Consider the following 14,229-nt stretch of genomic DNA (forward strand, 5'->3'; position numbering starts at 1 on the left):
AAGAGCAGAACAAGATATTATTTTAGTATTATTTTTTTAGATATGTCACCATTATCAGTAGTTACTTTTACGATGTAAGTTCCCGTGCTTAAATCTGTAATGCGTAATTGTATATCCGCTTGGTTTTGGTTATAAATTTTCCAAACTTGAACCTCTTGGCCTAATAAGTTGAACAATGAAACTGACTTCACATTTACTTCTTGTAACTCGTTTTTAATATTTATCATGTTGTTAGCTTGCGAATGTATTACGCTAATTCCATGATTTACTTCCTGATCAACTGTTCCGAGCGAAGAACCATTAGTAAATCGCAATGAGAATCTTGAATCATAAGTTCCAACTGGTAAATTGATTTGGAAGTTTTGATCTTTAACACTATGGTAGAGTGAAGTTACATTGTCATAGATGTATATTTCTTGAGAATCACTAAAATTTTCTTTTCCATCTACAACAAAACTAACATTACCGGCCACAGCATTTTTAACACCTAATGGGTATATGTTGTTTACATTAAAAGCACCATCACCATTGATGTTTAATTTATCAGTTCCATTTATGAAATACATATCATTAGTAGGAGTTTCAATGCTTAATCCATCATAACCATTGTCAAATCCTGATGTTGCATGTTCATTCATAAATCCTAATAATATTTGTCTGTGATAATTATCAGCTGAATTATAACCCACTCTTAGTTTCATAAATTGTTCGTCAACAAAAGTATCGGAGAATTATTAAATGCTGGATTAATAACTGATATCGGACCATTATTTTGTTTAAACATAGAGTACGAAGTTGCATCGTCTTCTTTTATAAATAGTCTTTGACCATTGTTAAATGTTATACTTCCGCCAGTAGCTGATCCTGTTACAAAAAATCCTTGTCCAACTGGGATAAATCTTTTTGGAGTTTTACTACTTGAACCTATTCCGCTTACACCAGCTGGAGCAACAGGTGCAGTTCCACCAGTTTTTGTGTAAGTTGCATAACCACCTTGATACTGTGCGGTTGCGTGACTTGAATTTGTATTATAGTGCTCCCAGATATATAATGTTCCTTTTATGCTTGCTGCATTGTCATCTATAAATTGATTGGCATCAATTGCAGAAGGATAAGGATTACCACATAGGTTCAAATTATTTGCACCAACTGTTGAAGTAATAGTACCATTATTTGGTTTACCAACGAAGGTGTAATTTTGATCAGCAGCAGCTGAACCACATCCTTTCATAGTGAATCCTTGACCCGGTAATAGTGCTCCATTTTGTCCAACAGATGACCAGTTAGCGTAACTGTTAGATGAGTTTTGGAATTTAAATATCCAATAGCTACTCAATGTAATAGGAGTTGTTGGCGAACCATTAGTTCCTGTTGTCCATTGAAGGTTTTGAATATTGTTTGGATCGGTTCCATCTTTCATAACACCAGCAACTGTAAATCCATGATTAATAGTAGTACTGTTTATTGTACTAACAGGAGATGACCAGTAGTTATAGTTATATTTTATTGCTTGTCCTTGTTGATCTCTTTCTAATGAACCAGCGCTTGTAACATCTAATTCACTATTTGCAGTTTGAACTAATTGAGATTTTCCAACTAAATCAATTTTACCATCTAATTTTAAATACCAGTCATTTTGAAGTTTGGTATTATTTGTCATATTAACAGTTACTCCTGGGTCAACAAACATTGCTAAATCTACGCTGTTTGTAGTTTCAGTAATATTATGTTTTACTTGGATTATTGAATAATCGTAATCATAAACATCTAAACCTCTGATGTCATTTGACGCATCATTAACAGCTGTTGAAAATGTTCCTGTTGTTGCCGTAACAAAAGGCATTGGAGCTTGTTGTACATTTATAACTTTATGGTTATATAATTTCATACCTGTGCCAGTATCGATTGATGCAGTTGTTAAATCATCTACAATATCATCTTTGTAGGTATCCATTCTGTAATATCTTAATACGTTTGCAAAAGGTAATGAGCCATATCCCTAGGAACTATAGCACCTCTTACTTGTGAAGCTGTATTTTGTATTTCTTGATATACCATGCGTTCAACTTGTGTATTAGTTAAGGTAGTATTAAATACTCTTACTTCATCAATTTTACCTTTAAAATAGTTAGTGCTTGACGCTGGATTTTTACCTAGTGTTAATTTTGTAGCATCGGCTGAAATACTTCCTGATACAGCTTGTGTAGCTACTAATTTTCCGTTTAAATACAAGTTTAAATTTCCACCACCATAAGTTGCCGCTACATGATACCATCTAGAAGTTGTCATAGGTGTAGCAAAAGTTAAAGTTGTACTGTTGACAATTACTTGCAATGTTTTTGCACTAGAAACTCTAATTTGGAATTTATCTTGACCAACTACAACACCTGTAGTACTAAAAGCACTGTTTAAATCTATCCAAGCCATCAAAGTAGCATTTGATAATCCACCTAAGATTGCAGTGTTTTCAGCATAATCGTTTCTTCCATCAAAATCTAAAAACAGTTTTCTGTCTAAATCTCTTGGAGAACCTTTTACAGCGTCATTTGTATCAAAAGCATCTGTAATTCCGTCAAGATCTGCATCTCCCGGAGTATCTATTCTACCATCATTATTAGCATCATAGCTGCCATATAAACCAGCTTTGATATCATTAACTCCATCATCGTTAGAGTCTAAATCTTTATAATCTGGAGTACCATTAGTATCGGTATCTTGAGCATAAGCTCTTGTTGTTGTTCCAAAAACAGTAGAGTTATCATAAAGGTTTAATAAACCGTCACCATCTGAATCCAGGCCATCACCTTTACCGTCACCATTTATATCTCCGTCACCATTTAATATACCGGCTTCATCAACGTCAAAAGCTGTATCGTTATCACTATCTAAATCTAAATAATCTTTCACACCATCACCGTCTGTATCTGGTGTTGAATAAGTTCCGGCAGTTATCATAGTTTCTATGTAGTCATTAAGACCATTTGAGTTAGCATCAACCCAAGTAGCAGCGCTGCTTCTATCCATTACAGATTTATTACTACTATAAGCTTTAAATCCGGCTTCTTCAATATCTGGAATACCATCGTTTTCATCATCTACGTCAAGTAAGTCAGCAACACCATCAGCATCTGAGTCAATACAGTTTTGGTTGATTATAATTTGTACGTCATCTATAAAGTTACCATAAGATAAACCTCCTGTAGATGAAACTGCAGTAAAGGCTAATACGATACTCGTTTGACCTACCGGAATACTGTATGTACCCGAATAAGATCCCCAAGAAGTATTTCCATCTGTCATGGTTGCAACTGTTGCAATTGTTGCCAAAGTTGCTCCAAATCTAACTTCTGCAACGTCAGTACCAGATCTTCCTCTGTGCTTGATAGCCCAATTTATTGTTCCTCCAGCACCATTTAGACAAAATGTTTGGTATAGATTTCCGGCAACGTTTGCATTTAATTCTGCAAATTGATTACCTGCTGCAGACGGTACGCCATTAAATCCGGTACTCCAAATTTCAATGAAATTTTCTGCACTATTATTCCATCCGGTAACATTTGCAGCTGGTTCGATGCTGTATGTTGAAGCCCCAATTACGGGAGCTTCAAAACTTCCGTTTACGAATGGGTCACTTATACAAGTTCCACATTCTACTATATCTATAATTCCATCATTATCATCATCTTGATCGGTATTGTTTTCAATTCCATCACCATCATTATCAAGTAAACCTGTACCTTGAATAGCAAAATCATAAGGGTTTTCGCTACTGTCATTATTAACAATGTTAATTGTTGCAACTCTTGTAAATACTCCACTTGGATTAAATGTTACTACAAAAGTAGTACTTGAGCCTGCAGCAATTGAAAGTGCTCCTGGATTTGTTGATATACTAAAGTCTGCCGCATTAAGTCCAGATATAGTTGGGTTAGAAATTGTCAATGGAAGTGAACCAGTATTCAAAATCGAGAAAGTACGGGTTACAGTTGCAAGATTAATATCTGCAGGACCAAAATCTGTTCCATCTGAAACAGAAGGTACTGTATCTCCATCAACAATTGATATACTAAGACCTTGTAAATCTATTTCCTGAACAACACCAGTTCCTTGAATTGAAAAATTATAAGGATCTTCATTACTGTCATTATTTATAATACTTATTGTAGCCGATCTTGTACCTAAAGCAGTCGGTGAAAAAGTAACTACAAAAGTGGTACTTGCTAATGCTGCAACTGTTGCACTTGGAAGAGTAGTAACTGTAAATTCTGAGGCGTTTGGACCACCAATAGTTATTGCTCCAATATTTAATGTAAAATTTCCATTGTTGTAAATAGTAAAAGTTCTGGTTGAAGCAACAGAACTAAAGTCTGTCCAGTCTGTTGTTGTTGGAGTTATGTCTCCGTCAACAATTGAAGTTGCATTTCCTTGGATATCAATTTCAGGTATAATACCAAATCCTTGTATTGAAAAAGCATACGGATTTTCAGTAGCATCGTCGTTTGCGATACTAATAGTAGCGGTTCTGTTATTGATTACACTTGGAGAAAATGAAACTGTAAAAGTAGTTGTTCCAAATGCAGCAACAGTTGCACTAGGTAGCGAGGTAACTGTAAAATCTGAAGCATTTAAACCTGAAACAGTTATTGCGCCAATGTTTAAAACTATATTTCCAGTATTTCGAATAGTAAATGTTCTTGTTCCTGCAACTGTACTAAAATCTGTCCAATCTGTAGTTGTTGGTGTTGTATCCCCGTTTACAATTGAAACAGCATTTCCTTGAATATCTATTTCTTGTTCAACTCCAGTTCCTTGAATTGCAAAATCGTATGGATTTTCGTTAGTGTCATTATTTACAATTGATATTGTAGCCGTTCTAAGTCCAACGGCGGTTGGATCGAAAGTAATAGTAAATGTTGTGCTAGAACCAATACCAACTACACTGCTTGGAGCTGATGTAATTGTAAATTCACTCGCATTCAAACCAGATATAGTAGCGGTACCAATATTTAAAGCAGAAGCACCAGTATTATAAATCGTAAAAGTTCGGGTTGTAGCTGATGTTCCAAAATCTGTCCAGTCAGTAGTTGTAGGTGTTGTATCACCATCTACAATTGAAGTTGCATTTCCTTGAATGTCTATTTCAGCATAATTAATAGTAGCAGTTACAGGAGTTCTTGGAGTTGAGGTACAAGCTCCATTAACAGCTTCAACATAATAGATTGTAGTTGTTGAAATACTTGGAGTTGTAAAACTTGTCCCAGAGCCCAATGAAGGACCACCAGTTATATTTGCATACCAAGATATTGTACCAATAGAAGCAGTGGCACCTAAAGTTAAAGTTCCGGTTCCGGTTCTTGATGCAGGAGTTGTGCTTGTTATTGATGGCATTGTATCAACAGCCATTGTAATACCACTTGATGTAACAGGAGAACCTGCCAAACAAGGTGTTGCATTTGATGTCATTACGACTGTAACTACATTAGTATTTGATAATGTGGATGTTGTAAAAGTAGATGCAATCTCTCCGAGAACATTTGTACCATTAATTTTCCATTGATAAGTTGGAGTTGTCCCTCCGTTAGTTGGAGTAGCAGTGAAAGTTACACTTGTTCCAGCACATATAGTTCCAGATGGAGAAGCTGCAATAGTTACACCAGCTGTTAATATTGGATTAATAGTAACCGATGTTGTTGGTGTAATAGTACAACCACCAGTAGATAAGGTATAGGTTACTGTATAGCTTCCAGCCGTACTAGTACTTGGAGTGACAGCACCTGATGCAGCATTTATTGTTAATCCAGCAGGGCTTGCAGAGTAAGTCCCACCAGCAGTACCAGTTTGTGTTACACTTTGTGCAGTAGCTATTGATTTACAGAAAGGATTACCAGCATAAGAAATGGCAGCTGTTGGTATGGTAGTAATTGTAACTGATGCTGTTGTTGTAACGATTCCACAACCACTAGCTGCAGCAATAGTATAGGTTACAGTATAAGTTCCGGCCGTGCTAGTACTTGGAGTTACATCTCCGTTAGCAGCATTTAAAGTTAACCCAGCAGGACTAGCAGAATAAGTTCCACCAGTAGTACCAGTTTGTGTTACACTTTGAGCAGTTCCTAATGATTTACAGAAAGGACTACCAGTATAAGAGATAGTTGCAACAGGTATAGCAGTAATAGTTACCGATGCCGTTGGTGTGATAGTACAACCACCCGTAGATAGGGTATAGGTTACTGTGTAAGTTCCGGCCGTACTAGTACTTGGAGTCACAGCACCAGTTCCAGCATTTAAAGTTAACCCAGCAGGGCTTGCAGAATAAGTTCCACCAGCAGTACCAGTTCGAGTTACACTTTGAGCAGATGCTAAAGATTTACAGTAAGGACTACCAGCATAAGAAATGGCAGCCGTTGGTATAGTAGTAATTGTAACTGGCGCCGTAGTTGTAACAATCCCACAACCACTAGCCGCAGCAATAGTATAAGTTACAGTATAAGTTCCGGCCGTGCTAGTACTTGGAGTCACATCTCCGTTAGCAGCATTTAAAGTTAACCCAGCAGGGCTTGCAGAATAAGTTCCACCAGCAGTACCTGTTTGTGTTACACTTTGAGCAGTTCCTAACGATTTACAGAAAGGGCTACCTGCATAAGAAATAGTTGCAACAGGTAGAGCAGTAATGGTAACCGATGCCGTTGGAGTAATAGTACAACCACCAGTAGATAAAGTATAGGTTACAGTATATGTTCCGGCCGTGCTAGTACTTGGAGTGACAGCACCTGATGCAGCATTTAAAGTTAACCCAGAAGGACTAGCAGAATAAGTCCCGCCACCTGTACCAGTTTGTGTTACACTTTGAGCAGATGCTAAAGATTTACAGTATGGACTACCAGCATAAGAAATGGCAGCCGTTGGTATAGTAGTAATTGTAACTGATGCTGTTGTTGTAACGATTCCACAACCACTAGCTGCAGCAATAGTATAAGTTACAGTATAAGTTCCGGCCGTGCTAGTACTTGGAGTTACATCTCCGTTAGCAGCATTTAAAGTTAACCCAGCAGGACTAGCAGAATAAGTTCCACCTGCAGTCCCAGTTTGTGTTACACTTTGAGCAGTTCCTAATGATTTACAGAAAGGACTACCTGCATAAGAAATAGTTGCAGTAGGTAGAGCAGTAATGGTAACCGATGCCGTTGGAGTAATAGTACAACCACCAGTAGATAAAGTATAGGTTACAGTATAAGTTCCGGCCGTGCTAGTACTTGGCGTCACAGCACCTGATGCAGCATTTAAAGTTAACCCAGCAGGGCTAGCAGAATAAGTCCCGCCACCTGTACCAGTTTGTGTTACACTTTGAGCAGATGCTAAAGAAGTACAGTAAGGACTACCTGCATAAGAAATGGCAGCTGTTGGTATAGTAGTAATTGTAACTGAAGTAGTTGTTGTAACTATCCCGCAACCACTAGCCGCAGCAATAGTGTAAGTTACAGTATATGTTCCAGCCGTGCTAGTACTAGGTGTAACAGCTCCAGTTGAAGCATTTAAAGTTAACCCAGCAGGACTAGCAGAATACGTTCCACCAGTAGTACCTGTTTGAGTTACACTTTGTGCAGTTCCTAATGATTTACAGAAAGGGTTACCTGCATAAGAAATAGTTGCAACAGGTAGAGCAGTAATGGTAACCGATGCCGTTGGAGTAATAGTACAACCACCAGTAGATAAAGTATAGGTTACAGTATAAGTTCCGGCCGTGCTAGTACTTGGCGTCACAGCACCTGATGCAGCATTTAAAGTTAACCCAGCAGGGCTAGCAGAATAAGTCCCGCCACCTGTACCAGTTTGTGTTACACTTTGAGCAGATGCTAAAGAAGTACAGTAAGGACTACCTGCATAAGAAATGGCAGCCGTTGGTATAGTAGTAATTGTAACTGACGCCGTAGTTGTAACGATTCCACAACCACTAGCCGCAGCAATAGTATAGGTTACAGTAAAAGTTCCGGCCGTGCTAGTACTAGGTGTAACAGCGCCAGTTGAAGCATTTAAAGTTAACCCAGCAGGGCTTGCAGAATAAGTTCCACCAGCAGTACCTGTTTGTGTTACACTTTGTGCAGTTCCTAACGATTTACAGAAAGGGCTACCTGCATAAGAAATAGTTGCAACAGGTAGAGCAGTAATGGTAACCGATGCCGTTGGAGTAATAGTACAACCACCAGTAGATAAAGTATAGGTTACAGTATAAGTTCCGGCCGTGCTAGTACTTGGAGTGACAGCACCTGATGCAGCATTTAAAGTTAACCCAGCAGGACTAGCAGAATAAGTCCCGCCACCTGTACCAGTTTGTGTTACACTTTGAGCAGATGCTAAAGATTTACAGTATGGACTACCAGCATAAGAAATGGCAGCCGTTGGTATAGTAGTAATTGTAACTGACGCCGTAGTTGTAACAATCCCACAACCACTAGCTGCAGCAATAGTATAAGTTACAGTATAAGTTCCGGCCGTGCTAGTACTTGGAGTCACATCTCCGTTAGCAGCATTTAAAGTTAACCCAGCAGGACTAGCAGAATAAGTTCCACCTGCAGTCCCAGTTTGTGTTACACTTTGAGCAGTTCCTAATGATTTACAGAAAGGACTACCTGCATAAGAAATAGTTGCAGTAGGTAGAGCAGTAATGGTAACCGATGCCGTTGGAGTAATAGTACAACCACCAGTAGATAAAGTATAGGTTACAGTATATGTTCCGGCCGTGCTAGTACTTGGCGTCACAGCACCTGATGCAGCATTTAAAGTTAACCCAGCAGGGCTAGCAGAATAAGTCCCGCCACCTGTACCAGTTTGTGTTACACTTTGAGCAGATGCTAAAGAAGTACAGTAAGGACTACCTGCATAAGAAATGGCAGCTGTTGGTATAGTAGTAATTGTAACTGAAGTAGTTGTTGTAACTATCCCGCAACCACTAGCCGCAGCAATAGTATAGGTTACAGTAAAAGTTCCGGCCGTGCTAGTACTAGGTGTAACAGCTCCAGTTGAAGCATTTAAAGTTAACCCAGCAGGACTAGCAGAATACGTTCCACCAGTAGTACCTGTTTGAGTTACACTTTGTGCAGTTCCTAATGATTTACAGAAAGGGTTACCTGCATAAGAAATAGTTGCAACAGGTAGAGCAGTAATGGTAACCGATGCCGTTGGAGTAATAGTACAACCACCAGTAGATAAAGTATAGGTTACAGTATATGTTCCGGCCGTGCTAGTACTTGGCGTCACAGCACCTGATGCAGCATTTAAAGTTAACCCAGCAGGGCTAGCAGAATAAGTCCCGCCACCTGTACCAGTTTGTGTTACACTTTGAGTAGATGCTAAAGAAGTACAGTAAGGACTACCTGCATAAGAAATGGCAGCTGTTGGTATAGTAGTAATTGTAACTGAAGTAGTTGTTGTAACTATCCCACAACCACTAGCCGCAGCAATAGTATAGGTTACAGTAAAAGTTCCGGACGTGCTAGTACTTGGCGTAACAGCGCCAGTTGAAGCATTTAAAGTTAACCCAGCAGGACTAGCAGAATACGTTCCACCAGCAGTACCTGTTTGTGTTACACTTTGAGCAGTTCCTAATGATTTACAGAAAGGGTTACCTGCATAAGAAATAGTTGCAACAGGTAGAGCAGTAATGGTAACCGATGCCGTTGGAGTAATAGTACAACCACCAGTAGATAAAGTATAGGTTACAGTATAAGTTCCTGCCGAGCTAGTACTTGGCGTCACAGCACCTGATGCAGCATTTAAAGTTAACCCAGCAGGACTTGCAGAATAAGTCCCGCCACCCGTACCAGTTTGTGTTACACTTTGAGCAGATGCTAAAGAAGTACAGTAAGGACTACCAGCATAAGAAATAGTAGCAGTTGGCAGAGCAGTAACTGTTATAGATCCTGTTTTAGTTACAGTTGGTCCACACCCACCTGTTAAGGTAATTGTATAATTATATGTTCCTGCCACAGATGGAGTTCCGTTAATTGTATAAACGTTTGATGCCCATGCACCAGTAACTCCTGTTGGAAGGCCTGATATACTTGCTCCAGTTGCTCCAGTAGTAGTATAGGTAATATCTGTTATAGCTGAGTTAATACATTTGGTTTGAGCATCAGTTCCAACTGCTGAACTTAATGTAATTGTATTTATACAAGGTCTAAGAACTAATAAGATACCACCATTTCGTTCTGCAGAAGAAAGGGTTGCTCCACCTGCACTAGTTGCACCAGTTGATGCTTTTATTGCCCATGCTCCACCAACAGATGTTTGTGTGTTAGCATTATGCTGAACATCAAATAACTCAGTAAGCGCTCCAGGTGATGTTGTTGTCCATGCTGACCAAGTAGGGAAACTCCCTGCTGTTTGCCCCAACATAATTACAGCAGCGTTTGCGGTAACAGTAGTTTTAGTAGTTCCAACTACACCGGTTTGGCTTCCTTGAACTGAAATAGTCCCTGAACTAACATCAAATGGTGTTGAAGAATCTACACCGGAAAATGCTATAATAGCACCAGCTGCACTATCTGTTGCACTACCCATTGTAAATACAAAATTAGATGCTGAAACGTCGGTTGCATTAGCTATTTTGTATAAAACAGCAGCGTAACGTTTTGTACCGCCAGCAAGACTTCTACCATCAATAAGTGTCCATCCTGTAGCCGTTGGAGCATTAGTATTGTTGTTCCCTTGGGCTAGATTAACAATCATTAGGTCATTAACTGCAAGACCAGTTGGCTTATTAATTGTAAGAGTGGTGTTTGAAGAAGTTGCTGTTGTAGCAGTTCCTCTTTGTGCAATTTGAGCATATCCAAAACTACCAATTAGTAAGGTAATTAATATTATGCAATTCTTTTCTACTTTTTTAAGTAATAAATTTTTCATAACTCGGGGTATTATGATTTATTAATTAAATGAAGCTTAATACTCCATTCTGTTTTATTTGACATTTCAAAACTAGATATTTATTTAAAATAATCGATAAAAAGCATAAAAAAATCGATGAAATACACTTTTTATGTTTTATAATAAATAAAAAACTTACAATTTTGATTTTTACAATCAAAAACAATTCATTTTGTAAGTTGATAGTTAGTTCTTTAAAAAAAGGAAAAAAATGGTTGAATGTGAAGTATAAAAAAAGGCTTGGAAATTTTCCAAACCTTTTCAATTTTGTAGCGAGAGGGAGATTTGAACTCCCGACCTCAGGGTTATGAATCCTGCGCTCTAACCGACTGAGCTACCTCGCCTAGTGTAGTGGTTAATATTCTTAATGCGGGTGCAAATATAAAACTTATATCATAGCTTACAAATATATAGTGACAAAAAAAATTATTTTTAAAATGTCCTTTTTTTTGATTTTATTATATATATTTCCAAAAAATATTCTAAACCATGGAGCATAAAATACGCTACGAACTTGAGTTCCCATTAAATTCATCTCCCCAATTACTGTATCAATATATATCTACACCTTCTGGATTGCAAGAATGGTTTGCTGACAATGTTAATTCAAGAGGAGAGTTTTTTACTTTTACTTGGGATAGTATTGATGAAAATGCTCGTCTTGCTTCAAAAAAAACTGGAGAGAAAGTTAAATTTAAATGGGTTGATGAAGATAAGAAGGATACGGAATACTATTTTGAATTAAGAATTTTGGAAGACGAAATTACTAAAGATGTCTCTCTAATGGTTGTTGATTTTGCTGTTGAAGATGAATTAGATGAATCAAAATTATTATGGGAAAATCAAATCTCTGATTTAAAACACGTAATAGGTTCTATATAAAATCAAATTTTTAAAAGTTATATTTGTCCCGTTTTAAACGGGATTTTTTTATGGTAAATTTTAATGGGGTAATTCAAGATTCTGATTTACAGTTAACAGTTTCTAACAGATCATTCTTATACGGCGATGGTGTTTTTGAAACTTTAAAAATTGTAAACAATAAAATACTTTTTTTTGAAGATCATTATTTTCGTTTAATGGCTTCCATGAGAATTGTGAGAATGGAAATTCCGATGTCTTTTACCATCGAATATCTTGAAGAGCAAATCTTGAAGCTAGTCGAAGTATTAGCTATCGAAGATTCTGCAAGAATAAGGTTTACTGTTTTTAGAAACGAAGGCGGATTTTACTTGCCAACAGATAATTCAATTTCCTATGTCATTCAGGCAAATAAGCTGGATAGCATAAAGTATAAAACCCCTAAAAGTCAATTTGAAGTGGATTTGTATAAAGACTTTATTGTTCCAAAACAATTACTGTCAACGCTTAAGACGACAAATAAGATTACAAATGTAACAGCAAGTATTTTTGCCAAAGAAAATCAACTTGATTCCTCTTTACTTATTAACGAAACCAAAAATGTTATAGAAGCAGCAAATGGAAATCTGTTTATGTTGATGGGAAGCAAATTGATAACACCACCAATTTCTGAAGGTTGTTTGAATGGAATAATGAGAAAACAAATTATAACTTTAGCAAAACAAATTGATTCAATCGAAGTTATTGAAGCAGCTATTTCTCCTTTTGATTTGCAGAAAGCAGATGAGTTATTTATTACCAATGTTATCATTGGAATACAGCCAATAACAAAATATCGTAAAAAAGAATTTGAAATTCGCTTAGCTAATCAGTTGTTAGAGAAATTGAATAATACAATAGAAGCTTAATTCAAAGTAGGATTTTCTGGAGCATTAGACCAAATTAAATAATCTCCTCCAAGCTCTAAAATTTTCTCTTTCCAAAAGTTAACAGATGCTTTCCCAAGAATTTTGTTTTCATAATTATTTTTTATCAAAATCCAGGAGTTGGCTTGCATCTCATTTTCTAATTGCTCAGAATCCCAACCAGTGTATCCCAAAAAGAAACGGATATTTTTTTTCTTAATAACACCTGTATTTATTAATTCTTTGGTAAAATCAAAATCGCCACCCCAAAATATTCCTTTAGATATTTCAATACTATTCGGAATCAAATCGGGAACGTTATGAATAAAATATAAATTGTCTTGTTCTACTGGGCCTCCATTATAGATTTTGAAATTGGAATTAACCTCTGGAAGTAAATCTTTGATAGAGTATTTAAGGGGTTTATTCAAAATGAATCCAACTGAACCTTCTGAAGTATGGTCAGCCAATAAAATTACAGATCTATTAAAGGACATGTCACCAATAATAGATGGTTCGGCTATTAACAAATGTCCTTTTTCTAATTTTTCCGCAATCATTTTGAATTAATTTTTAATAAAGTTGCTTAAAAAAAAATGATTTTCCAAATTTTTCTATGCTAAAAACAAAAGACCATTCGTTTTGCGAATGGTCTTTGTATATCAGAAGAACTAAATTATTAGTTTACTGCTCCGTCTAAATCTGCTCCTGCTTTGAATTTAACAACATTCTTAGCAGCAATTTTGATAGTTTTTCCTGTTTGAGGATTTCTTCCGTCTCTTGCAGCTCTTTTAGATACTGACCAAGATCCGAATCCTACTAAAGATACTCTTCCACCTTTTTTCAAAGTACCGCTTACGTTACCTAAAAATGATTCTAAAGCTAATTTTGCTGCTGCTTTTGTTACTCCTGCGTCAGCTGCAATCGCATCGATTAATTCTGATTTGTTCATAATGTTAGTTATTAATTGTTGGTTAAACATTTTGTTAATGATAACAAATTTAATAGGAATTCCTTACTGCACAAGAGTTTTCGTGTTTTTTTCAAATATTTGTTAATAACTTGGTTTATTTGTTGATAAGCCGAGGCTTTTCGCCGTTTTTTTTATTCAAAAAAGAGCTTGAGACCTTATTCTGCTTGTGCTTTGTCTGAAAATGTAATGCCATTTAGTAGTTCATTTGCCGCCATTTTTTTCTCCCTGGAAATTGAATGCTCAAAATTTGAATGTAACCATCTTTTACAGCAATCTTAATTTCTTTTTTAGTCGTAATAATGCTACCTATAGTATAAGAGTGATTTTCAAAATGAATCTTAGCTTCATATATTTTTACATTCCATTCTTGTTCATTATCTTTAAATAAGCACCACGCCGTGGGATAAGGAGATAATCCCCGAATCAAATTATAAATTTCAAATGCAGATTTTGCCCAATCTATTTTGCAGTTTTCTTTGTTGAGTTTATGAGCTGTTCTTATTTCGGAAGTATCTTGTTGAATTGTAGTCTGAACATTTCCTTTTTCAATCAAAGCCAAAGTTTCAACAA

Annotated in this window: 7 protein-coding genes, 1 tRNA gene and 1 pseudogene; 2 read left to right on the forward strand and 7 right to left on the reverse strand. The window is 36.8% G+C overall.

Translation table 11 applies throughout. The features are described 5' to 3' along the window. Nucleotides 1-17: 17 nt before the first annotated feature. From QWY90_RS00545 to QWY90_RS00560, 4 genes are all read right to left on the reverse strand, one after another. Nucleotides 18-701, reverse strand: a complete 684-nt coding sequence (locus tag QWY90_RS00545) for a DUF8693 domain-containing protein (RefSeq protein ID WP_290283900.1) — start codon at nt 699-701, stop codon at nt 18-20. Further along, complete coding sequence (locus QWY90_RS00550; protein WP_290283901.1) at nt 698-1,954, reverse strand: DUF8693 domain-containing protein; 1,257 nt, start codon at nt 1,952-1,954, stop codon at nt 698-700. Before QWY90_RS00550 ends, QWY90_RS00545 begins: the two co-directional genes overlap by 4 nt. An 11-nt stretch (nt 1,955-1,965) precedes the next feature. Beyond that, nucleotides 1,966-10,899: a choice-of-anchor D domain-containing protein gene (locus QWY90_RS00555; RefSeq protein ID WP_290283903.1), complete on the reverse strand. Its 8,934-nt coding sequence runs from the start codon at nt 10,897-10,899 to the stop codon at nt 1,966-1,968. 291 nt (nt 10,900-11,190) lie between these two features. Beyond that, nucleotides 11,191-11,264, reverse strand: a tRNA-Met gene (locus tag QWY90_RS00560). A gap of 145 nt (nt 11,265-11,409) precedes the next feature. On the opposite strand from QWY90_RS00560, the gene QWY90_RS00565 reads away from it, so the two are divergent. Further along, the gene (locus tag QWY90_RS00565; RefSeq protein WP_290283896.1) at nt 11,410-11,802 is read left to right on the forward strand and encodes an START-like domain-containing protein; all 393 of its coding nucleotides are present in this window, start codon (nt 11,410-11,412) and stop codon (nt 11,800-11,802) included. Nucleotides 11,803-11,852: 50 nt separating this feature from the next. Continuing rightward, entirely contained in the window at nt 11,853-12,689 is an 837-nt protein-coding gene (locus tag QWY90_RS00570) for an aminotransferase class IV (protein WP_290283895.1), read from the forward strand. Here the strand turns inward: QWY90_RS00570 and QWY90_RS00575 are convergent. The 3 genes and pseudogenes from QWY90_RS00575 to QWY90_RS00585 all read right to left on the reverse strand — a co-directional run. Beyond that, entirely contained in the window at nt 12,686-13,246 is a 561-nt protein-coding gene (locus QWY90_RS00575) for a YqgE/AlgH family protein (RefSeq protein ID WP_290283894.1), read from the reverse strand. The two genes, QWY90_RS00570 and QWY90_RS00575, sit on opposite strands and share 4 nt — an antisense overlap. Before the next feature lie 119 nt (nt 13,247-13,365). Beyond that, nucleotides 13,366-13,668 carry an HU family DNA-binding protein gene (locus QWY90_RS00580; RefSeq protein WP_290283893.1) on the reverse strand — a complete coding sequence of 101 codons (303 nt, stop codon included), beginning with the start codon at nt 13,666-13,668 and terminating at the stop codon, nt 13,366-13,368. A gap of 184 nt (nt 13,669-13,852) precedes the next feature. Continuing rightward, nucleotides 13,853-14,229, reverse strand: a pseudogene (locus QWY90_RS00585) (methionyl-tRNA formyltransferase); the annotation flags it as partial.

The sequence above is a fragment of the Flavobacterium paronense genome, from assembly GCF_030409795.1.
GTDB lineage: Bacteria > Bacteroidota > Bacteroidia > Flavobacteriales > Flavobacteriaceae > Flavobacterium > Flavobacterium paronense.

What these genes read in the sequence shown, in the direction of transcription:
- QWY90_RS00545 (WP_290283900.1), bottom strand. Translation starts at nt 701, where the DNA reads ATGAAACTAAGAGTGGGTTATAATTCAGCTGATAATTATCACAGACAA.
- QWY90_RS00550 (WP_290283901.1), bottom strand. Translation starts at nt 1,954, where the DNA reads ATGGATACCTACAAAGATGATATTGTAGATGATTTAACAACTGCATCA.
- QWY90_RS00555 (WP_290283903.1), bottom strand. Translation starts at nt 10,899, where the DNA reads ATGAAAAATTTATTACTTAAAAAAGTAGAAAAGAATTGCATAATATTA.
- QWY90_RS00565 (WP_290283896.1), top strand. Translation starts at nt 11,410, where the DNA reads ATGGAGCATAAAATACGCTACGAACTTGAGTTCCCATTAAATTCATCT.
- QWY90_RS00570 (WP_290283895.1), top strand. Translation starts at nt 11,853, where the DNA reads ATGGTAAATTTTAATGGGGTAATTCAAGATTCTGATTTACAGTTAACA.
- QWY90_RS00575 (WP_290283894.1), bottom strand. Translation starts at nt 13,246, where the DNA reads ATGATTGCGGAAAAATTAGAAAAAGGACATTTGTTAATAGCCGAACCA.
- QWY90_RS00580 (WP_290283893.1), bottom strand. Translation starts at nt 13,668, where the DNA reads ATGTTTAACCAACAATTAATAACTAACATTATGAACAAATCAGAATTA.